The 21,754-nt window shown below is 71.4% G+C and carries 16 protein-coding genes and 1 pseudogene; 3 read left to right on the forward strand and 14 right to left on the reverse strand.

Annotated features, from left to right (window positions below; all coding sequences use genetic code 11):
• Nucleotides 1-380: 380 nt before the first annotated feature.
• The 5 genes from OG738_RS44115 to hisD all read right to left on the reverse strand — a co-directional run bounded on the left by OG738_RS44115 (nucleotide 381) and on the right by hisD (nucleotide 6,982).
• Complete coding sequence (locus OG738_RS44115) at nucleotides 381-539, reverse strand: hypothetical protein (protein ID WP_329050018.1); 159 nt, start codon at nucleotides 537-539, stop codon at nucleotides 381-383.
• Between the two features lie 48 nt (nucleotides 540-587).
• Entirely contained in the window at nucleotides 588-3,563 is a 2,976-nt protein-coding gene (locus OG738_RS44120) for a TIM-barrel domain-containing protein (RefSeq protein WP_329050020.1), read from the reverse strand.
• A 400-nt stretch (nucleotides 3,564-3,963) separates the two neighbouring features.
• On the reverse strand, nucleotides 3,964-4,563 hold the full coding sequence (gene hisB / locus OG738_RS44125) for an imidazoleglycerol-phosphate dehydratase HisB (RefSeq protein ID WP_329050021.1): 600 nt from the start codon (nucleotides 4,561-4,563) through the stop codon (nucleotides 3,964-3,966).
• Nucleotides 4,560-5,660 carry a histidinol-phosphate transaminase gene (locus OG738_RS44130; protein ID WP_329050022.1) on the reverse strand — a complete coding sequence of 367 codons (1,101 nt, stop codon included), beginning with the start codon at nucleotides 5,658-5,660 and terminating at the stop codon, nucleotides 4,560-4,562. The genes hisB and OG738_RS44130 overlap by 4 nt, the downstream gene beginning before the upstream one ends.
• Nucleotides 5,657-6,982 carry a histidinol dehydrogenase gene (hisD, locus tag OG738_RS44135; RefSeq protein WP_329050023.1) on the reverse strand — a complete coding sequence of 442 codons (1,326 nt, stop codon included), beginning with the start codon at nucleotides 6,980-6,982 and terminating at the stop codon, nucleotides 5,657-5,659. The genes OG738_RS44130 and hisD overlap by 4 nt, the downstream gene beginning before the upstream one ends.
• Before the next feature lie 84 nt (nucleotides 6,983-7,066).
• Here hisD and OG738_RS44140 point away from each other — a divergent pair, with 84 nt between their 5' ends.
• Nucleotides 7,067-7,861 (forward strand): carbon-nitrogen hydrolase family protein, encoded by a 795-nt coding sequence (locus OG738_RS44140; RefSeq protein WP_329050025.1) that lies wholly within the window; start codon nucleotides 7,067-7,069, stop codon nucleotides 7,859-7,861.
• A 190-nt stretch (nucleotides 7,862-8,051) separates the two neighbouring features.
• Here the strand turns inward: OG738_RS44140 and OG738_RS44145 are convergent, their stop codons facing one another.
• From OG738_RS44145 to eccB, 3 genes are read right to left on the reverse strand one after another with little or no spacing between them, the layout of a single operon-like run.
• Nucleotides 8,052-8,711, reverse strand: coding sequence for a response regulator transcription factor (locus OG738_RS44145; protein WP_329050026.1), 660 nt, complete (start codon nucleotides 8,709-8,711; stop codon nucleotides 8,052-8,054).
• A complete protein-coding gene (locus tag OG738_RS44150) occupies nucleotides 8,708-9,403 on the reverse strand; it encodes a response regulator transcription factor (protein WP_329050028.1) in 696 nt (231 codons plus the stop codon). The genes OG738_RS44145 and OG738_RS44150 overlap by 4 nt, the downstream gene beginning before the upstream one ends.
• Nucleotides 9,404-9,414: 11 nt before the next feature.
• Complete coding sequence (eccB, locus tag OG738_RS44155; protein ID WP_329050030.1) at nucleotides 9,415-10,836, reverse strand: type VII secretion protein EccB; 1,422 nt, start codon at nucleotides 10,834-10,836, stop codon at nucleotides 9,415-9,417.
• Nucleotides 10,837-10,978: 142 nt separating this feature from the next.
• Here eccB and OG738_RS44160 point away from each other — a divergent pair, with 142 nt between their 5' ends.
• Nucleotides 10,979-12,028, forward strand: coding sequence for a type VII secretion protein EccE (locus OG738_RS44160; RefSeq protein ID WP_329050031.1), 1,050 nt, complete (start codon nucleotides 10,979-10,981; stop codon nucleotides 12,026-12,028).
• Between the two features lie 10 nt (nucleotides 12,029-12,038).
• Here OG738_RS44160 and eccD read toward each other — a convergent pair whose 3' ends face one another.
• From eccD to OG738_RS44190, 6 genes and pseudogenes are all read right to left on the reverse strand, one after another.
• Nucleotides 12,039-13,409 carry a type VII secretion integral membrane protein EccD gene (gene eccD / locus OG738_RS44165; protein WP_329050032.1) on the reverse strand — a complete coding sequence of 457 codons (1,371 nt, stop codon included), beginning with the start codon at nucleotides 13,407-13,409 and terminating at the stop codon, nucleotides 12,039-12,041.
• A complete protein-coding gene (locus OG738_RS44170; RefSeq protein ID WP_329050033.1) occupies nucleotides 13,409-13,729 on the reverse strand; it encodes a YbaB/EbfC family nucleoid-associated protein in 321 nt (106 codons plus the stop codon). The genes eccD and OG738_RS44170 overlap by 1 nt, the downstream gene beginning before the upstream one ends.
• Complete coding sequence (locus OG738_RS44175) at nucleotides 13,726-14,196, reverse strand: hypothetical protein (protein ID WP_329050035.1); 471 nt, start codon at nucleotides 14,194-14,196, stop codon at nucleotides 13,726-13,728. Before OG738_RS44175 ends, OG738_RS44170 begins: the two co-directional genes overlap by 4 nt.
• Nucleotides 14,196-15,556 (reverse strand): annotated as a pseudogene (locus OG738_RS44180) (WXG100 family type VII secretion target). The gene OG738_RS44175 and the pseudogene OG738_RS44180 overlap by 1 nt, the downstream one beginning before the upstream one ends.
• A gap of 3 nt (nucleotides 15,557-15,559) precedes the next feature.
• Complete coding sequence (locus OG738_RS44185; protein ID WP_329050038.1) at nucleotides 15,560-16,630, reverse strand: WXG100 family type VII secretion target; 1,071 nt, start codon at nucleotides 16,628-16,630, stop codon at nucleotides 15,560-15,562.
• Between the two features lie 31 nt (nucleotides 16,631-16,661).
• On the reverse strand, nucleotides 16,662-17,435 hold the full coding sequence (locus tag OG738_RS44190; protein WP_329050040.1) for a WXG100 family type VII secretion target: 774 nt from the start codon (nucleotides 17,433-17,435) through the stop codon (nucleotides 16,662-16,664).
• Nucleotides 17,436-17,578: 143 nt separating this feature from the next.
• Here OG738_RS44190 and eccCa point away from each other — a divergent pair, with 143 nt between their 5' ends.
• Nucleotides 17,579-21,505 carry a type VII secretion protein EccCa gene (gene eccCa / locus OG738_RS44195; RefSeq protein ID WP_329050042.1) on the forward strand — a complete coding sequence of 1,309 codons (3,927 nt, stop codon included), beginning with the start codon at nucleotides 17,579-17,581 and terminating at the stop codon, nucleotides 21,503-21,505.
• Nucleotides 21,506-21,754 lie beyond the last annotated feature (249 nt).

Below are 21,754 nucleotides of genomic sequence, written 5' to 3' on the forward strand. Positions count from 1 at the left end.
CAGCACCGCGCACCACATTCGGCGACGTAGACGACCCCAATGTTGGCTGATTCAGTGATCCAGCCTAGATCAAATGTTCGATCTAGGCTGGATCACTGACCTCAAGGGCCAGCCGTGCTGTTCGTCCACCGGCATCTGTCTCGGTTCGCGGATCGGCGAAGGTGGGCCGCGCGGATGTCCTCGGCGGCACAGCCTCAGCGATCACGGCAGGATTCACCGGTCGCCGAATTGGTCGGCGATCCGAAGACGGGTGGTCCGTCAAACCGTCGTCGGGAGTGGAACGTCACCGGTTCGCCTCCGGCAAGCCCGGTCACGAGTCTATAACCAAATGACGGCTCGCCTTGAGGGACTTGGAGTCCCTCACCGCGACATTCACGGCTTCAGCTGGCGAGCCAGAAGATGGCGCCGCCGATGGCCAGCAGTGCCGCGACGCCGAGCACCGCGGCCATGACCTTCGCCGTCTTCCACGTCGAATAGACCCCGCCGACGAGGAAGCCGCCGAGGGCGAGCAGGAGGACACCGACCACACCACTGTTCACGCCGGTCAGCGTGCCACATCGCGGCGGAGCCGATCGTGCTGGGCAGCGCTACTGAACAGTCAGGCAGTCGAGATTGCCGCCACTCGATCCGGTCGCGGCGGCACGGATCTTGACCGCGCCGGCCGGAAGGGTCACGTTCAGGCTCGCGTTCGCCCAGGTCGTCCAGCTGCCGGTGGGATTGAAGGCCAGGCCGCCGTTGACCACCGTGCCGTTGACCGAAATCGCGAGTGGCCGGTTGGTCGTCCCACCGTTGGCATAACGGAATTTGAGCGTATGCGCACCGGCGGCCGCCACACTGACCGTCCATTCGACGAAGTCGTTGGTATTGTCCACGAAATCGACGTAGCCCGCACCGGTGTAACCCGCGTGCTGCGAGTCCACGACCACGCCACTCAGCACGGCGGTTTCGGCCTCGTACACCGTCACGCCCGAAGGGGTGGGGAACGCCGCGCCGCTCGGGATGATCGTGGCCGCGGTCCCGCCGCCGGTCACGACCTTGATCGAAGGCGTCACCACCGAAAGAATCTTCTTCGCCGAGTCCCAGGCCTCGCCGCTGCCGTTGAGAACGGCCGCCGTTTCGCTGGTGAATGCGGGCAACGTCGCACCGTTGCCGACTCGCATGCCGACCGGGGCGCTCAACCCGTGAACACGGACAACATAACGACGTTCCGACGGTGCACCGCTGTACGTGCCGACCGGATGGTCGATCACCACCCGGAGAGCCGAATCGGTGAACGCGAGATTCGTCACGCTGCTGGCCGAATTGACGCGGAAGTCTTCGGTGACGCCGTCGTCCTCGTAAACGGCGAAGGACCCGTCCTTGCCCGCGTAGACGTCCATCTCCAGCTGGGTCTTGTCCAGGTAGTGCGTGCTTTGCGCATACTTGTACTTGGGCAGGATGCTCCCGGCCTTGACGTACATGATGATCTCGCCGGTCCTCGTGACGTAGGCCTTGTCCGCCGCGTCCGAACCGGCGGTCCGGGCGTCCGACCAAACGTCGTACCAGGTGTCGCCGGCCGGCAGCCAGACGTTCTGGACTGCGCCGTCCGTATCGGTCGTCACGGGCATCACGATGATCGACGGCCCCCACATGTACTGCAGGTCGTGGGTGTAGGCATTACCGCGATCCTGGTAGTCGATCACCATCGCCCTGGCCATCGGCATGCCGGTCAGGTGGGCGGTGTGGGCGATCGTGTAGATGTACGGCAGCAACGTGTAGCGCATCTTGCTGTACTTCAGGAAATCGGCCTGCTCGGCGGCGCTCTGGTCGATGGGCCACCGGGACGCGGCCGTGCCCAAAGCCCCGGTGTCGGCTCCCGAGTGCGGCCGCCAGATCGGCGACACGCTCGACCAGGCCGCCACCCAGTTCCGGTACATCGTGTCGGAGATGACCCCGCCCTGAAAGCCGCCGGCGTCGATGTTGGAGTACGGGAAGCCGCCCAGCCCGGAGTTCTGCATGCCACGGATCTGCTGCTGCATTTCCGAGTAGTCGGAGCCGATGTCGCCGGTCCAGAGATGGCCGTAACGCTGCTGGCCGGCGGTTGCGCCGCGCGTGAAAGTCCAGGGCCGCTTGGCGTTGCCGACGTTCGGGTCCCAGCCCTCCTGGCCGACACCTTTCTGATAGTAGAGGAAGAAGGCGTTGCGCAATTCCGACCAGCGTTGGCCGTTGGCGGTGAGCGCGTTGTAGGGGATCGTGCCCATTTCGTCCGGCTCGTCCAGCCAGAGCGCGTCGCCGGGGAAGTGCAGGCCGGGATCCAGCGCCTTGGTCCAGAAGACATTCCACACCCAGGCGCGGGTCGCGCGGTTGCTCCAGTCCGGGACCGCGTCGTTGTCGCTGACGTTGGCGAGGTCCGCGGTCTGGAAGCTGTACCCCGGCGGCGGGCCGGCGACCCAGCCGGCCATTTCGTTCGAGTTGTTCCGGTTGTAGTCCAGCGAGGTGAGCACGCCGTTCACGTCGGCCCACCTCTTGAAGGCGGCCGGATCGGGCCAGCGCACCGAACTGAACTCGAACCAGGAGCCGAACAGTGCGCCGGTACCCGCCCGCCACCGGTTGTCGTTGACCTGGACGTCGAACGGGAAGCCGGCGCTGCGCAACGCGGTGATCTTGTCGACCCACCAGTATTGGTCGCTGACGTCGGGAAAGTTCTTGTCCGACAGCTGCAGGCCGAAGATGCCGATCTGCGGGAACCGCGGCCGGCCGGTCAGCTGGGTGTAGCGGTCGAGCAGCTTCGCGAACCGCGGGCCCTTGATCAGGAAGTAGTCCAGCTGCGGCCGGGCGCCGGAAGTGTCGTGGTCGTCGGCGGAGAACTCGTACGTGCCGCCGTTGCCGAAGGTGAAGGTGGTGTCGAAGGTCGTGTTGAAGAAGACCGCATAGCCTTTGGTCGACAGGTACAACGGCACGATCGCCGGTGCCTGATCCGCGGCGCCGGTGCGCAGGCCGTAGTTGTGCGAGACGATGTCCCCGGTGCGGTCCACCTTCGGCGCGCGCCCGAAGAGACCGTGGCCGCCTTTGAAGAAATGCTCGTCACTCGCGGGCGGCACGAAGGTTTCCGTGATCACGCTGTTGTTGGCACCACTCCAGCTCATGCTGTGCGTGGCGTCCTCTTTGGCCAGCAGCGAGTTGTCGCACTTGCAGTAGAATTCGACGCGCAGCGGATTCTTCTGGAGGACGATCTTGATGCCGTCCGGGGCCGCGGTCGTCACCGTGAAGCTCGCGCCATCGTCCACGATGCCGAGCGTTCCGGTCAGGCCGGTGTGATTCGCCGGATCGACCATTTCGTAGCGATTGTCGGCGAAGAAGGTCTCGCCGCTGCGCTTGCTGTGCACCCGGACGATGTAGTCGCCATAGGCGGTGATTTTCAGCTGCTGTCCGGTGGTACTGGTGATCGTCATGCTGCGGCCATCGTGGGTGTGGCTGCCGTAGTTCGTCAAGGTCTCGGCTGCTTGCACCGCGGGTTCATCCGGCGTCGACGCGGTTGCCGGGGACGCGGACACGGTGCCACCCGCGGCCGCGCCGACGGTCATTCCGGCCACCTTGAGAGCATCGCGACGTGACAGTTTCTTAGCGGACATTCGTCTCCTATCGCCAAGTCTGCTTTGGCCCGCGGACGGTCGACAAGGTCACGCAGGCGCGCCGGAACCCCGCGAACATCGACGGGTCATGGCGCGGTTACGGGACTCGCTATGCGAACTCAGAGAAACGTGAGGGTCGACGGGGGATCTCGGACGGGCCGGGGGAACGAACTCTCGACTGCATCGACGACTCCGTCCACCGGCGAACCCCCCGTGCAGGTCTCCCGACGCTCGTTACAACGTTGTAAAAATGCGCCTCTTCATGAGAGCACACTCGTGGTGCCGGAGTCCAGGGCCGCGCCGGGGATGCTGTCCGGAGGGGACAACGGATGCCGGCGCCGGGTTCGCCCGGCTAGAGCACGCCCTTCGTGGAGGGGATGCCGCCCGCGCGCGGGTCCGGCTCCGTGGCCGCCCGCAGTGCGCGGGCCACCGCCTTGTACTCCGCCTCCGCGATGTGGTGCGGGTCGCGGCCGTGGATCACCCGGACGTGCAGCGCGATCTGCGCGTGGAACGACAGCGAATCGAACACGTGCCGCGTCAGGACGAACGGGTAGTTGTTGCCGATCGTGAACGCGTTGTACTGCTCCGGTTCGCCCACGTGCACGCAGTACGGCCGCCCCGAGACGTCGATCGCCGCGTGGGCCAGGGTTTCGTCCATCGGTATCCACGCGTCGCCGAAGCGGCGGATGCCGCTCTTGTCGCCCAGGGCCTGGCGGATCGCCTGGCCCAGCACGATCGCCGTGTCCTCGACCGTGTGGTGGGCGTCGATGTGGATGTCGCCGGTCGCCTCGACCTTGAGGTCCAGGGAGCCGTGGACGCCGAACGCCGTCAGCATGTGGTCGTAGAACGGCACGCCGGTCGAGATCTCGACCTCGCCCGTGCCGTCGAGGTCCAGTTGCACGGAGATCGAGGACTCCTTGGTGGTCCGCTCGACCTTGCCGATCCGGGTCATCGGGAAACTTCCTTACTCGCCTCGAGGAAGGCGTCGTTCTCTTCCGGCGTGCCGATGCTGACGCGCAGGTGTCCGTCGATGCCGGGTTCGCGGATCAGCACGCCTTTGTCCAAATAAGACTCCCAGGCCGCGTGCGGGTCGCTGAACCGTCCGAAGAGGACGAAGTTCGAATCGCTCGGCACCGGGTCGTAACCCAGGCCCGCCAACGCCTCCACGACCCGGTCGCGTTCCGCGGCCAGCTTGTGCACACTGTCCAAAGTGGCGTCCGCGTGCCGCAGCGCCGCCCGCGCGGCCGCCTGCGTGAGCCGCGAAAGGTGGTACGGCAGGCGCACCAGCTGCAGCGCGTCCACGACCGCCGGCGCCGCGGCCAGGTAGCCGAGCCGCCCGCCCGCGAACGCGAACGCCTTGCTCATCGTGCGCGACACGATGAGCCGCGCCGGGTAGTCGGCCAGCAGCTCGACCGCGCTCGGCTGCGACGAGAACTCCGCGTACGCCTCGTCGACCACGACGATGCCGGTGGCCGCGTCGAGGACCGCGCGCAGCTCGTCGAGCGGGATCGAGCCGCCGGTCGGGTTGTTCGGACTGGTGACGAACACGATGTCCGGCTGCTTGGCACGGATGACCGACGCCGCCGCGGCCGTGTCGAGCGTGAAGTCGTCGCGGCGCGGGGCCGGGATCCATTCGGTGCGGGTGCCGGAGGCGATGATCGGGTGCATCGAGTACGACGGCTCGAAGCCGAGCGCGCTGCGCCCGGGCCCGCCGAAGGCCTGCAGGATCTGCTGCAGCACCTCGTTGGACCCGTTGGCGGCCCAGACGTTCTCCTCGGTGAGCACGACCCGCGTCGACACGCTGAGGTAGTCGGCGAGGTCGTGGCGCAGCTCGAGGGCGTCGCGGTCCGGGTAGCGGTGCAGCTCGGCGGCCTCGGCGCGGACCGCCTCGGCGACGTCGGCGACCAGCTCGGGCGGCGGCGGGTACGGGTTTTCGTTGGTGTTGAGCCGGATCGGGACGTTCAGCTGCGGCGCGCCGTACGGCGTCTTGCCGCGCAGGTCTTCGCGCAGCGGCAGCGCGTCCAGGGTGACTTCTTCGCCGATGGTCATCGGGCCTCGCCTCCGAAGCGCGCGGTGACGGCCTCGCCGTGCGCGGGCAGGTCCTCGGCGTTCGCCAGCGCGACGACGCGGCCGGCGACCTCGCGCAGCGCGTCCTCGGTGTAGTCCACGACGTGGATGCCCTTGAGGAAGCTCTGCACGGACAGGCCCGAGGAGTGGCGGGCGAACCCGCCGGTGGGCAGGACGTGGTTGGAGCCTGCGCAGTAGTCGCCCAGCGACACCGGGGCGAACGCGCCGACGAAGATCGCGCCCGCGTTGCGGACCCGGGTGGCGACCGCGCGCGCGTCCGCCGTCTGGATCTCGAGGTGCTCGGCGGCGTACGCGTCGACCACGCGCAGTCCGTCGTCCACTGTGGACACCAGGATGACGCCGGACTGCTTGCCGCCCAGTGCTTCGGCGACGCGTTCGGTGTGCTTGGTCGCCGCGACGCGGTTCACCAGCTCCTTCTCGACGGCGTCGGCGAGCTGCTCGGACGTCGTCACCAGGACGCTCGCCGCGAGGGGGTCGTGCTCGGCCTGGCTGATCAGGTCCGCCGCGACGTGCACCGGGTCGGCCGTCTCGTCGGCGAGGACGGCGATCTCGGTGGGGCCGGCCTCGGCGTCGATGCCGATCAGGCCGCGCAGGAGCCGCTTGGCCGCGGTGAGGTAGATGTTGCCGGGCCCGGTGACGATGTCGACCGGGGCCAGCTCGGCGCCGTCGGTGTCCGTGCCGCCGTACGCGAGCAGCGCGACGGCCTGCGCGCCGCCGGCCGCCCACACCTCGTCCACGCCGAGGAGCTCGGCCGCGGCGAGGATGGTCGGGTGCGGCCGGCCGTCGAACGCGGCCTGCGGCGGGGAGCAGACGACGAGCGAGCCGACACCCGCGATCTGCGCCGGGACGACGTTCATCACCACGGTCGAGGGGTACACGGCCAGCCCGCCCGGCGCGTAGAGGCCGACGCGCTCGACCGGGACCCACTTCTCGGTGACCGTGCCGCCGTCGACGACCGTGGTCGTGACGTCGGTGCGGCGCTGCTCGGCGTGCACCTTGCGGGCGCGGGTGATCGACTCCTCCAGTGCGGCGCGCACCTGCGGATCGAGCTGCTCCAGCGCGCGCGTCAGCTCGGCGCGCGGCACCCGCACGGACGCCGGGCGCACCTTGTCGAACTTCTCGGTGTACTCGAGGACGGCTTCGACACCGCGGTCACGGACCGCCTCGACCACCGGGCGCACGTGATGCAGTGCGGCGTCCACGTCGTATTCGGCGCGGGGCAGCGTGGCGCGCAGTTCGGCGGCGGTCGGGACCTGCCCGCGCAGGTCGGTGCGGTTCAACATGCCCTCCAGGGTACGAGGTCACGCCCAGGGGGTTTTCAGCGATACTCCCCGGTGACGGCCGATCCCAGCATGCAGGAGGCAGCGGTGGCGCGAATCGCGTTGTGCCAGGTCAACTCGGGTGACGACCCGGAGGTGAACCTGAAGCTGGTTCGCTCCGGCGTGGAGGCCGCGGCGACCGGCGGCGCGCGGATCGTCGTGTTCCCCGAAGCGACCATGGCGCGCTTCGGGCGCCCCCTCGAGCCGGTCGCCGAGCCGCTGGACGGGCCGTGGGCGTCGGCGGTCGCGGCGGTGGCCGCCGAGTACGACGTCGTGGTCGTCGCCGGGATGTTCACCCCGGCGGACGAGGGCCGGGTGCACAACACGCTACTGGTCACCGGCGGCGGGCAGCACCGCGGCTACGACAAGATCCACCTCTACGACGCGTTCGGCTTCGCCGAGTCCGACACGGTGGCGCCCGGTTCGTCGGTGACCACCTTCGAGCACGACGGCGTCGTTTACGGCGTCGCGACCTGCTACGACGTGCGGTTCCCCGAGCTGTTCCGCGCGCTGGCCGACGACGGCGCCGACGTCGTGCTGCTGCCGGCGTCGTGGGGCGCGGGCGACGGCAAGCGGGAGCAGTGGGAGGTGCTGGTGCGCGCGCGGGCCCTGGACTCGGGCTGCTGGGTGCTGGCCTGCGGCCAGGCCGACCCGGCGGCGACGGGGGTTTCGGTGAACCCGAAGGCGCCGACGGGCATCGGGTATTCGACGGTGGCCGACGGCTTCGGCCGGATCGCCGCCCAGGCAGGTCCGGGACCGGAGACGCTGCTGGTGGACGTCGACCCGGCCGTGTCGGCCAAGGCCCGCACAGCGACGGGGGCCCTGGCCAACCGCCGCCTCTGACCCCGGAACCCGCGTGATTGAGCCCGGAACCGGCGTGACGGGAGCCGGAACTCGCGTGATTGAGCCCGTGACTCGCGTGATTGAGCCCGTGACTCGTGTGATCAGGTCCGTGACTCGCGAGTTCCGGCTCTAATCACGCGAGTTCCGGCTTCGATCACGCGAGTCACGAGCTTGATCACGCGAGTTACGGTTAGCGGAGCAGGCCCTCGCGGATCGCGACCCGGACGAAGCCCGCGCGGCGGCGCTCGCCCGTCTTGTCGCGGATGCGGTCGAGGTAGGACCGGACCGTCCGGACGCTGATGTTCAAGATCTCCGCCACGTCGACGTCGCGCTCCCCCGCCGCGACCAGCCGGAGGACCTGCTTCTCGCGCTCCGACAGCACGATCTTCGGGCCCGCGTGGCGTTCTTCGCTGTCCTGGATGATCATTCCGGCCAGCGTCGGCGAGACGTACGCGTTGTCGTCGGCGATCGTGCGGATCGCGCGCAGCAGCTCGTCGCCGTCGACGTCCTTCGACAGGAAGCCCTTCGCGCCCGCCTGCATGGCGCCGAGCACCTCCGGCTGCTCCGCGTGCGCGGACACCACCAGCACCTTGTGCCCCATCTGCCCCACTTCCAGGACCGCGGCCGCGTCCTGGACGCCCCGGAGCTTCAGGTCGAGGACCACGACGCTGCCCGCCGGCTGGTCCTGGACCGCGAACCGGGCGACCGAGTCGGCGACCGCGCCGAGCTCGATGTCCGGCGCCTCGGTGAGCACGCGGGTGAGCGCGTACCGGTAGAGCGGGTGGTCCTCGATCACCCCGACGTGGATCCGCCGGGGCGCCTTGGCCGGTGCCTGGTCGTCGTCGCTCATTTGCGGCCGCCGCGGCGCGGGCCGGAGCCGCCGATCAGGCCGCGCCGGATGGCTTCCTTGACCAGACCCGGCCGCCGTCGTTCGCCGGTCTTGTCGCGGATGCGGTCGAGGTAGCCCCGCACGGTCCGCACGCCGATGCCGAGGATCAGCGCGATGTCGACGTCACGCTCCCCCGCCGCCACCAGCCGCAGCACCTGCTCCTCGCGCGGCGACAGCTCGACGTCCGCCGAGACGGCCGGCCGGTCCGCGTTGTCCTTCATGATCATCCCGGCGACCACTGCCGAGACGTACGCGCCGCCCCCGGCGACCGTCTTGATCGCGATCAGCAGTTCCTCCGCGTCGACGTCCTTGGAGAGGAACCCGCGCGCCCCCGCGGCGATCGCCCCCAGCACGACTTCGGGCTCCGCCTGCGCGGAGACCACGAGCACGTGGTGTCCCAGCTCGCAGACCTCCAGGACCGCCGCCGCCCCCGCGACGCCCGGAAGGCCCAGGTCCAGCAGCACCACGCTGCCGGGTGGCTGCCGGTGGACGTGGAACCGCGCCACCGAGTCGACCACCGCCCCCAGCTCGATGAACTCGGCTTCGGCCAGCACCCGCTCCACGGAGACGCGGTACAGCGGGTGGTCTTCGATCACCGCGACCCGGACCCGGCCCGGATCCAGGTCGTCCTCGGCCGAGCGCTCTTGTGTCATGTGCACGACTTTCACCCCGTTCCACCCGACGGAGCCGGCCGTCCGGCCGTGGCCGGGTCCAGCGCGGGGCCCGTCGGCACCAATGCCAGCAAACTACCTGCGACCGGTGATTTCGCCACGCTTCCGTAGCCGAGCGAGGCCACTGCCTGCGCGTTCACCACCGGGTACTTCCGGCCGGTGTCGGTCACCAGGTACGTGGTGGCCGAGCCGGACTCGACGACGACGGCTCCCCCCGAGGGAGGCACCCACACCTCGTCCGCCACCCGTGCTTCGGTCCTCGTGGCGACCTGGATTGCCTTGGCACCAGGGGAAAGCGGGAATTCGGCCGAAACGAGCAACCGGCTGCCCTGGATGCACAGCGCGACCGAGCCGCCGGTGATCGGCGCCTTGCCCGGGATGCGGTCGGGGAAGGCCGCGGGGTCGGCGCCGCCCGCCCCGGAAGCGGCGACCTTCGGCGCGGCGGCGACGTCGGCGGCGCGGACCTCGAGCGGCTTCGGCGTCCCTTCGTACGCGGCGGCGTTGGCGCCGGTCGTCACCAGGAGGCTCGCCTCGGTCTGCCCGACCGGCTCGAGGCCGTCGCGGCGGACGAGGTAGTACGACGTCGCGGAGCCGGGCGCGGCCATCGCGTCCACGACGGCGAGGACCTCGCCGACGCGCGTGTCGCGGCCGCCGACCGCCGGGCCCCGGTCGCCCGCGCCGTCGACCGGCAGCGCGGTCAGGTCACGTCCGGCGGGGACGGTGTCGATCCACCGGGAGGACACCGCGATCGTCGGGTAGCTGTCGAGCTGCAGCGCGGTCGCGGCCTCGTCGGACAGCCGGTAGCGGCGGCCGCCGTCGAGCAGGAACCGGTCGCCCTGCGGGAGCCGGACGATCACGCCCTGGTCGCGCGGCAGCTCGACGCCGGACGCGGGCGCGGCGAGCAGGACGGCGGTGCGCGGCTCGGCCGACGCCGGCGCGTCCTGGGTGGTGCGGCTGCAGCTCGTCCACGGCGTGCTCACGAGCGCGCCCGCCGCGGGCAGCGAGTCGGGCGCGCCCGGGATGCCGATCTGCGTGCCGCGGCCGGCCTTGCCGAGGTTCTCCGAGGAGACGGACACGGTGGCATCGCCGTTCCCGCCGGCCAGCAGCCGCGCGGAGGCGTAGTTGAGGACGGGGTGCAGGACGCCGTCGGCGCCGAGCACGAACCGGGCGCCGGTGCCCTCCTCGACGATCACCTTGCCGCCGGCCAGCCAGTCCTTGCCGCCGGAGGGGTTGAGCAGGCCGATGATGCCGAAGACGGCCGTGACGAGCAGGGCGGCCACGAGCCCCAGCACGGTGCCGAGCACGAGCCGGCGGCTGGGCGAGACGGGGTGGTTGGCGTCGGCCGCGACGAGTGCGGAAACGAGCCTGCGCCGGAGGAACTGGTACGCCTGGATCTGGTCCCGCTGCGTCCACACGCGTGGTGCCCCCCGGCTGTGTGCGTCGTCCTCCCGAGCGGCCGATGCTAAGCCGCGCCTGCGGGGGCGGCGAGGGTAATTTTTACGCCCACGCGGTATCCGGGGAAGCAGTAGCGTCGCAAGCCCGGGGAAAGGGGAGCCCGTGTCCGTCGAAACCGCCGGCGCCGTGCGCCCGGCACCGCCGCGGCCCGCGTCGGCGCCGCTGCCCTGGCTGCTGCCGATCCGGCCGCTGCAGGCCGCGCTGTGGGAGATCGCGGGCATCGCCGCGCTGCTCGCGTGGATGGTCGGCACCGTCTCGCAGCCGGTGCGCATCGGGGTGAGCGTGGCGGCCGGGCTGGTCGTGCTGCTGACGTCCGTGCGCTTCGCCGGGCGGCACCTGGCGGGCTGGGCCCTGACCTGGACGGCGTTCCGGCTGCGGCGCCACGACACGCGCCGCGACAGCCCCGACCCGCTGCTGAGCGTGGCCGGGCCGGTGAAGGTCCGCCAGCACGTCGACCGCGCGGGCAACCGCTTCGGCGTCGCCGAGGTCGACGGCGGCTGGAGCGCGCTGGTGCGCCTGACGCAGGGCCCGGGAGCGCCCGGGCCGTTGGTGGACGCCCTGCGTGCGGCTTATGCGCGCACGGACGTGCCGTTGGCGTCGGCCCAGCTGCTGACGTGGGCGATCCCGCGAGGCGACCAGGTGCTCCGGGTCCGCTGGCTGGCGGTGCGGTACCGCCCGGACCTCGCACCGATCGCGGCGGTGGCTCGCGGCGGTGGCGATCTCGGGGCGTTGCGGAGCACGGCGTCGGCGGCGTTGAGCCTGATGGGGGCGCTGGCCGAGGCGGGGTACCAGAGCACTGTGCTCGAGGCGGGGGAGCTGGCGAAGGAGCTTCGGGTGGCGCTGGGCGTTCAGGGGCCCGCGTCCGGGCCGCCGGACCGGTGGAAGTCCTGGGTCTGGGGCGACGGGACGCAGAGGTGCTTCCGGCCCCGGTCGTCCCGGGTGGTGGATTTCTCGGTTCCCGGAGCGGCTTTCACGGCGACGTCGTACACGCTGACGCGCACGGCAGGCGGGCGGGAGAAGGCCGAAGTGACCATCCGGGTGGGGGCCCGGCCGGGTGTCCCGGTGCCGTCGCCGGGGATTCCGGTGGTCCCGCTGCACGGACGGCACGGCGCGGCCGTGCGGCAGACACTCCCGCTGGCTTTGGACAGCTGAAAGCCATGGCTCAGCCGCGGACGGCTTCGTACACCCCCGCGATCATGCCGACGAACGGCACCAGCGCCAGCAGCACCAGGAACTCCGAAACGTCCAACAGCCTCGACCAGTAAGGCGAACGCAGCCCGCGCGCCACCCGCGTCGCGTACACCAGGCAGACCACCGCCGCCAGGACCACCGCGCCGCCCGCCGCGAAGACCACCGTGCGGTTGCCCGAGGCCACCAGCCAGGCGCCCGCGCACACCAGCGCGAGGATGCCGAACGCGACCAGGACGAGGCGCTGGACGCGGCCCGCGTACGAGCGGGATCGCAGGATCCAGGCCACGCCCAGCACCCCGGCCAGGCCGGCTTCCCAAGGCCCACCCGTGGAAAGCACGATCGACGCCGCCAGCACCACCAGGCCCAGGCCGACCAGCAGCCCCGTCAGCACCGCCTGCGCGCGGGACGTCCGGCCGATCAGCTCCGTGCCCAGCGACGGCTGTTCGTCCGCGCGGAACGCCTCCATGTCGTCCGGGACGCGCGGGAGCGGCAGCCGGGCCAGGCGCAGGGCCAGCATCGGGGCCACCGCCGCCAGCGCCGTGGCCAGCACCGCGACCACCGCCGCGGCCGCCACCGGCTTGACGCCCGCCAGCAGGACCACGCCCGTCGTCACCGCGCCGAAGCCGGCCGCGCCCGTGATCGCCACGAACCACGGCAGCCGGTCGGCCACCGACACCGCCGCCAGGACGCCGTACACCGTCACCGCCGCGAAGCCCGCCGCCAACGGGCCTGCCGACAGCGAAAACAGCGGGTGCGGCGGCAGCACCGACATCCCCGCCAGCAGCGCGACGCCGACCCCGGCTGCCGCGCCGGCCGCGCCCGCTTCGGCGTCTCCGTACGCCCGGCTCAGCGCGCCGCCGCCGAGCAGCAGCACCAGGGCCAGTAGCCCGGTCCCGATCGGCGCCAGGACGCTGCCGGCCGCCGCCGCCTGCACCAGCAAGCCGCCCGCCAGCAGCAGGACGACCGCGGCCACCAGCCCGGACCGCCGCGCGACCGACGGGCCCCAGCCACCGGAGGAATCGGCGACGCTGGCGATCGAGTCGATGACGTCGTCGAACAGCAGCGGACCCCGCGGGCGCTCCCGCGGGGTCAGGTGAAGCACTTCGCCGTCCCGGATCTGGGCGGCCGCGACGCTCAGGCCGAGCGCCAGTGGCGCGCCGCCGAGCCGCGAGAGCACCCAGCCCGGGTGCTCGGCCGACGCCTGCCCGGCCGCCCCGGCCAGGCGAACCAGCTGCGGCACCAGCTCTGCGAACGTCGACTGCTGCGGCAGGGCGACGTCGACCCGGGCCCGCGGCGTCACCACCGTGACCCGCCGGGTCGTGCCCGTCAAAGCGGTGGTCATCAGACGTTCTTCGCGGCCGAGATCACCGGGGCGAACTTCGCGTTCGACGCCTCGGCGAGCTTCTGCAGCCCGGCGTTCACCGCCTCCAGCACGATTTCCGAGAGGGTGCGGGCGTCGTACTCGCGGATCGCGCGGGGGTCGATGTCGATCGAGGTGAAGCGCCCGTCGCCGCGGAGGGTGACGGTGACCTCGTTCTGCCGCGAGTGCGCCTTGACCTCCATCGCCTCGACCGTGCGCTGGATCCGCTGGACCTCCTCGGTCTGCTTGCGCACCTGCGCGAGCAGCTCGTCCATGTCCGGCACCGCGTACGGATCGGTCACTGTTGCATCCCTTCGTGCTGGCGGACGCGGACGCTGCCCACGAACCGCTGGAAACCGGGTGAGAGCCGCCGCGCGGTCGCGGGCGCGGCCGTGCAGGCGAGCTCGAGCACCAGCCGGTCCGCCGGCGCGGGGCCGGGAACCGTCAGGTGCACCTGGGTCTGGATCAGCTCGTCGCCTTCGCCGGTGCGCAAGCGAAGCAGCTGCATGACGCCGGGCGCAGCCGGGGCGCCGACGTCGCGGCGGCTCAGTACTTCCAGGCCGGCCAGCGTGCGCGAAAGGCGTTCGACGGCTTCCTCCGCGATGGCGTCGATCGACGCATCGTCCGGCCGCTGCTGGACGCTCACCGTGATGTTCGGGACGAACTCGCCCGGTGCAGCGTCGTGCACGGCGACGAACACCGCGCCCGAGTCGCCCGGGTCGACGGCGGTCCAGCCGTCCGGGATGACGAAGTCGAGGGGAAGCGTCATCACAGCCCCACGTACGAAACGGCGTCGTCCCAAGCGGATCCGACCGCGTTGGCGGCGTCGTGCGCCGCGGTCCCGACGTAGTCCGCGGCCGCCCCGCCGTACTCACCGATCGTGTGGCCGAGCTTGGGCAGGTCGATGTCGATCTTCGCGCCGACCCCGGCGCCGAGACCGAGCGCCGCGCCCGCCTTGAAGTTGACCTTGAGGTGGCCGGCGTCGTAGACGGCCTGGGCGTCCAGCTGCGCGCCGAGGCCGTACTGCAGGGTGCCGTTCGCGCCGACGCCGACGCCCGCGACGTCCGCCGCGACCTCGCCCTCGACCTTCCCGCCGACGAAAGCGTTCGCGTGCGCGCCGACGCCGTGCGCGCCGATCGTGCCGGACGCGCCGACCTCGCCGCCCGCGAACACCGAGCCCTGGCGTGCGCCTCGGCGACCCCCCACTCCTGCTTGCCTTCGAGCTCGCTGTGCACCGCGGCCAGTTCCGCGTGCCCGGACGCGCCGACGTCCCAGCCCTTCGACGTGATCTTCCCGTCGTACTCCGGGTCGAGCCCGTCCTGCTCGTGCTGGAACTTGGCGTAGGTGATCTCGGTGTTGCGGGCCAGTTTCTCCTTCACGCCTTCGGCTTCCGGCTGCCCGAAGGGCGTGTCCGCCTTCTTCGGCGCGCGCGTGCCTTCGAGGCCGTCCCAGGTCAGCTTCTTCCAGCCCGAGTTGCCGAACCACGACGGCACGGTCCGCGGCCGCTTCCGGCCGTCGAGCGGCTCGCCGTTGAGCCAGTGCAGCGGGCCGCGGGCCCACTTGCCCAGCTCGTGCTCCAGCCGTCCGACGCCTTCGGGCGGGAACAGCTCGGCGAGCGCGTCGGAGAACTCGTCGACGACCTGGCGGGCGGCCTGGACGCTCTGCTCGCCCAGCTGCCGCGCGGCCTGGATGAACGCGCCGACCGAGCCGGAGTTCACCGCGCGCGCCTGCGCGGTGAACTGCTGGGCGTACTGGTCGAACTGTGCGATGACCGAGTCCACGGCGGACTTCGCCGACTGGACCAGCTGGGACGCGGTCGAAAGCCGTTTCGCCTGGTCGTCGAGCTTCGTGGCGGCGTCGGTGAGTTCTTCGCCTAGCTTCCGGGCCGCGGTCGCGAACGCGGTGTAGGCATCGCCGTCCCAGTCCGCGTGCAGGGTCGTCGCGGACTCGTCGACTTCGCGGGCCTTGCCCGAGACCGTCGAGGCCTGGGTGGCGACCCGCTGCGACGCGGCACTGAGCGCACCGGGATCCCCGGTGACGCGTCGCTGGCATTCGGCCAGGATCTGCCGGTACCCGGACAGGATGGAGCTGACCACGCCCGACGCGTCGACGACCCCCGAGGACCACATGGGCTAGTTCCCGGCCGCGTCGTAGCCGACGTGCTGGCTGAAGTGCTGGCCGTTGTAGTCGAGCGCGATGTCGAGGTCGAAGTCCCGGCCGCCCGGAGCCTCCACAGTGGACTCCCCGGTGGTCAGGTTGGTGTGGATCGTGACCTCGTTCGCACCGCCCGGCGCAGGAGCGGGAGCCGGTGCCGGGGTGGTGGGAACCGAACCGGTGGCCGGCGCCGTCGAAGCGTGGTCGACGGGGATCCAGCTGTTCGAGGGGTCCAGCGGGGTCCCGTTGGCGGTCACCGGCACGGAAGCGCCGTTCGCTCCCGTGCCGGTGCCGGTGCCGGAACCGCCGCCGGTGGCGAGCGCGGGCGGGGTGTAGTCGGTGAACGAAGGCTGCTGCGGGATCCCCCCGCCGCTCCCGCCCGCCACCACCTGCTGCCCGGCCGGGCTTGCCACCGACGGCGGGGCCTGCGGCGCGGTGACCGGGGTGGTCCCGATCGACGGCGTCGTCGCGCCCGCGCTGCCGGAGTCGTGGTGGAACAGCTTCTCGATCTCGCCGATGGCCTGCGCGAGCTGGGTGACCTGCTGGGCGAGGTCGACCGCGCCGAGCGCCTTGAGCAGCGCGCCGATCGAGGTGATGAACGCCCGCAGCGACGCGCTCGTCGCGGTCGACAAAGCGACCGCCGCGCCGTAGGTCCACCAGTTCGACATCAGCGCGGCGACCGTCGGGTTCACCGCCGAGACCACCGCGCGGTAGGCCTCCTGCGCGGTCTTGATCAGCGTGCCGGAGACGCCGAGCAGCTCGGCGCCCTTCTGCACGACGGTGATGATCGTCTCGAGCTGCTTCAGGGAGTCGCCGATCTTCTTCAGCGCCGACTCGCTCGCCGCGCCCGACCAGATCTTGCCGAGCTGGTCGGCGGCCTTGGTCAGCTCGTTGTACATGCTGAGGAACTGCTCGGCCTTGCGGACCAGGTCCACGACGTGCTTCGCGATCTGCTCGGGCTGGCCGGTGACGATCTGCGGCAGGATGGTGATCGGCCCGCCCGAGGACGCGGTCGCGTCCATCGCGCTGGAGTTCGGGAAAGTCAGCATCGGACCTCGCAGGTTCTCAAGGAGCGGACGATCAGACGACGGACGCGGGCCGGTACACGCTGACCTTCGCCAGCCCGCTGATGCGGGCGTCGAGGAGCCCGTGGTTGTAGAGGCGGCCGCCGTCGCCGGCGACGCCGATGACCGGCCGGCGGTCGGAGAACAGCAGCGGCTCGACGACCACGACGTCGCCGCTGTGCACGCCGCCCGGAACGTCGGAGAAGGTGCGCGCGGTGCCGGCGTAGACCTCGATCAGCCCGACGCGCGCCTGGTTGTCGGCGTCGCCGGCCAGCCAGTCGTTGAAGTCGGCGACGCCGTGGAAGCGCGTGTCGGTGATCGGGTGGTCGCCGAGCCTGCCGAGCCGCGCGTCCCCCAGGTAGCGCAGCACGTTCCCGACCGACGACGGCTCGCCGTGGGCGCCCGCGCTGTCGTTGACGGCCAGGGTGGCGAGCTCGGAGGCGTGCGAGCTGCCCCAGATCGACGACGTGGGTGCCGCGGACCCGTCGTGCCCGCCGCCGTAGCCGGCCGCGGTGGCCTGGTCGGCCGCCTGATAGGTGTCGGCGCTGGCCTTGACCAGCCCGTTGACCTGCTGCAGCAGCTGCAGGAGCGTGCGGACGGCGGTGACCTGGCCGGAGTGCAGCGCGGCGTTCGCGGCGGCGACGGCGCTGCCGAAGCCCGCGAACGACATCGGCTGCACGACCAGGCGCTCGAGGTCGGACACCGCGTTGATGCCGTGGGCGATGATGCCGCCGACGTTGCCGACGGAAGAGCGCATCGCCTCGGGCTCAGCCCGGTACTCGCCGGCCATGGCTCTCCTTCCGCGGGTGGCTGCTCGGCAGAGCGTAGGTTCGGCCCCGGAAGCGGGCGGACGGCAAAAGTACCCACCGCGCCGGGTCGGCGAGTGGCCAAAATACCGGTCAGCGCCCTTCCGATCCGCTGGAGCCTAGAAGCATGAGCATCCCGCCCGAGCGTCCTTCCGAGATCGTGCTGCAGTCGCCGCCGATGCTTCCGAAGAGCTCGTCCGGCGGGATGGTGCAGCTGATGATGTTCCTGCCGATGATGCTCGGCATGGGCGCGATGTCGTTCGTCTACATCGGACGAGACGGCGGCGTGATGACCTACATCTTCGGCGCCCTGTTCGTCTGCGCCATGGGCGGCATGGTCGTGATGTCGCTCGGGCGCGGCGGCATGGCGAAGAAGGCGCAGATCAACGACGAGCGCCGCGACTACCAGCGCTACCTCTCCGGCCTGCGGGCCCAGGTCCGGGACATCGCCGACGGCCAGCGCGCGGCGATGGTCGCCGTCCAGCCCGATCCCGCCGACCTCTGGGCCTACGTCGAGACCGGGAAGCTGTGGGACCGGCGGCGCACCGACGGGCAGTTCGCGCAGGTGCGCGCGGGCACCGGGCCGCAGCGGCTGGCGACGCCGCTCAAGGCGCCGCAGACCGTGCCGCTGGAGGACCTGGACCCGGTGTGCTCCACCAGCCTCAAGCACTTCATCCGCACCTACTCGACGGTCGACGGCCTGCCGGTGGCGCTGTCGCTGCGCTCGTTCGCCGCGGTCACCGTGGCCGGGCGGCGCCCGGACGTGCTCGGCCTGACGCGGGCGCTGCTGTGCCAGCTGGTCACCTTCCACTCCCCCGCGGACCTGCGGGTCGCGCTCTGCGTTTCGGCCGACCGCCGGCACGACTGGGAATGGGCGAAGTGGCTGCCGCACGCGACGGCGGCGGGCGCGAGCGACGCCGTCGGGGCGCGGCGGCTGGCCGCCGACTCGGTGGCCGGCCTGGCCGGACTGCTCGGTGCGGACCTCGGCGAACGCCCCGCGTTCAGCCGTCGCGCGGCGGCCGAGCTGGACCTGCCCCACCTGATCGTCGTCGTCGACGGCGGCACCTCCCAGGGCGAGCCGCGGCTGCTCGGCGAGGACGGCAGGCTCGGCGTCACGGTGCTCGAGATCGGGCAGGAGCACCCGCGGACGTACTCGACCGAACGGCTGCTGAGCCTGCACACCGCACCCGACTCCCTCGGCATGGTCGTCGGCGACGCGACCGAGCAGCGGCTCGGGTTCCTCGGCCGCCCGGACGTCCTGGACCGCGGCGCGGCCGAGGCGCTGGCCCGGATGCTGACGCCGTTGCACACCCCGGCCGCCGTCGTCGGCGAGAAGCCGATGTCGTCGACGTTCGGCCTGGCCGGGCTGCTCGGCATCGGGGACCCGCGCGACACCGACACCACCGTGACGTGGGCGCCGCGCGCGGCCCGCGACCGGCTGCGGATCCCGCTGGGCGTCAACCCGGAGGGCCGGCCGGTGGAGCTGGACCTCAAGGAGTCGGCCGAGGGCGGGATGGGCCCGCACGGCCTGGTCATCGGCGCGACCGGGTCCGGCAAGAGCGAGCTGCTGCGGACGCTCGTGACGGCGCTGGCCGTGATGCACTCGTCGGAGACGCTGAACCTGGCGCTGATCGACTTCAAGGGCGGCGCGACGTTCGCCGGGATGACCGGGCTGCCGCACACCTGCGCCGTCATCACGAACCTGTCCGACGACCTCGCGCTCGTCGACCGCATGGCCGACGCGCTCAACGGCGAGCTGCTGCGGCGCCAGGAACTCCTGCACGCGGCCGGGAACTACGCGTCGGTGCGCGACTACGAGAAGGCGCGCGCGGACGGCGTCCCGCTCGACCCGCTGCCGTCGCTGCTGGTGATCATCGACGAGTTCAGCGAGCTGCTGTCCGCGCGGCCGGAGTTCATCGACCTGTTCGTCGCGATCGGCCGGCTCGGGCGCTCGCTCGGCATCCACCTGCTGCTGGCGTCCCAACGGCTGGAGGAGGGCCGGCTGCGCGGGCTCGACTCGCACCTGTCGTACCGGATCGGCCTGCGGACGTTCTCGGCGTCGGAAAGCCGGACCGTGCTCGGCGTCGCCGACGCCTACCACCTGCCGCCGGTGCCGGGGTCGGCGTACCTGAAGTCCGACACCGACACGCTCATCCGGCTCAAGGCCGCGTACGTCTCCGGGGAGCTGCCGCCACGCAGCACGGTCGTGCGCGAGGACGGGCAGGAACTGGGCGTGCTGCCGTTTTCCCTGGCGCCGGTGGAGATCCCGGTGACGACCGAGATCTCGGAAACCCCGGCCGCCGACGGCACCGGCGAGACGATCATCCACGCGATGCTCTCGCGGCTGGAGGGCCGCGGGCCGGCCGCGCACCAGATCTGGCTGCCGCCGCTGAACGAACCGCCGACGCTCGAGCAGCTCCTGCCGCCGCTGGGCGAGGACGCCGCGCGCGGCCTGTGCCCGCTCGGCTGGGGCGGCAACGGGAAGCTGACGATCCCGGTGGCGCTGGTGGACAAGCCGTTCGAGCAGCGCCGCGACATGCTGTGGGCCGACTTCTCCGGCGCGGGCGGGCACGCACTGATCGTCGGCGCGCCGCAGAGCGGCAAGTCGACGCTGATGAAGGACATCGCGGGCATGCTCGCGCTGACCCACACCCCGGCCGAGGTGCAGCTGTTCGTGCTGGACATGGGTGGTGGCGCGTTGGCGCCGATCGCCGGGCTGCCGCACACGTCCGGGTACGCCACCCGCCGTGACGCGCAGCGCTGCCGCCGGGTCGTCGCCGAGCTGACGACGTTGCTGGAGCAGCGCGAGGAGTTCTTCTCCGCCCAGGGGATCGAGTCGATCACGACGTTCCGCCAGCGGCGTTCGGAGTTCACCGAGAGCACCGACGGGCGCGAGTTCGGCGACGTGTTCCTGTTCGTGGACAACTGGACCACGATCCGGCAGGAGTACGAGCAGCTGGAGGAGCAGATCACCGGGCTGGCCGCGCGCGGGCTCGGGTTCGGCATCCACGTGATCGTCTCGCTCAACCAGTGGATCGGCGTCCGCGCGCAGCTGCGCGACGCGATCGGCACGCGCTTCGAGCTGCGTCTCGGCGACCCGATGGACTCCTCCATCGACCGCAAGGTCGCGGTGAACGTCCCGGCCGACCGCCCCGGCCGCGGCATCACGGCGGAGAAGCTCCATTTCCTGGCGGCGCTCCCCCGCATCGACGGCGACCAGCGCCCGGAGACGATCGGCGCGGGCGGCGTCGACCTCGTGCGGCGGATTTCGAACGCGTGGCAGGGACCGCGCGCGCCGAAGGTCCGGCTGCTGCCGCCGGAGGTGCCCCTCGACACGCTCCCCGCGGCCCCGTCCCGCCACGTCACCTTGGGCATCGCGGAATCGACGTTGCGCCCGGTGTACCTGGACTTCGCGGCGGACCCGCACTTCGTGGCCTTCGGCGACGTCGAGTCCGGCAAGAGTTCGTTGCTGCGTGCTCTGGCGCAGGGCATCACGTCGGCCTACACCCCGGACGAGGCGGCGATCATCGTCGCGGACTACCGCCGCGGCCTGCTCGGCGCGGTGCCGGAACCGCACCTGCTGGGCTACGCGGGCGCCGAGGGCAAGCTGACGGAGCTGATCACGGAGTGCGCGCAGGCGATGCGCAACCGCCTGCCGGGCCCGTCGGTGACGCCGGACCAGCTGCGCAACCGCTCGTGGTGGCGCGGGCCGGAGCTGTTCGTGCTGGTGGACGACTACGAGCTGGTGGCAACGGTGGGGCGGAACCCGTTGCAGCCGTTGCTGGAGTTCCTGCCGCAGGCGCGGGACATCGGGTTGCACTTGATCATCGTGCGCGGTTCGGGCGGCGCCGGACGGGCGTTGTTCGAGCCGGTGTTGCAGCGGCTGCGGGAGCTGGGCTCGCCCGGGTTGATCATGTCGGGCACGAAGGACGAGGGCGCGCTGCTGGCCGACGTCAAGCCGTCGCCGCAGCCGCCGGGCCGGGGCACGCTGGTGTCCCGGCGGCACGGGACCGGGCTCGTGCAGGTGGCGTGGACCAAACCGGCGGAGAGCTGATCACCGCGCGGGCGCGGTCATCTCCGTCGAGAAGCGGTAGTAGCAGACCGCCCGTTGCTTGCTGCTTCCGGTGAACGGAGTCAGGCGCTGCCGTGTGTTCCCCCATGCGCGGAACTCTAGTTACCGGTTTCCCGGGCGAGGACCGGCGGGCGCCGTCGGCGAGTTACCGACTTCGGTAGGTACCTGAGAACCTGCCACCGAATCTACTTTTGTCCTCGTCGCCCGGTTTCGGGGCCGACATCCGGATCA

Origin of the sequence: Amycolatopsis sp. NBC_01488 (assembly GCF_036227105.1) — a bacterium.
Classification (GTDB): domain Bacteria; phylum Actinomycetota; class Actinomycetes; order Mycobacteriales; family Pseudonocardiaceae; genus Amycolatopsis.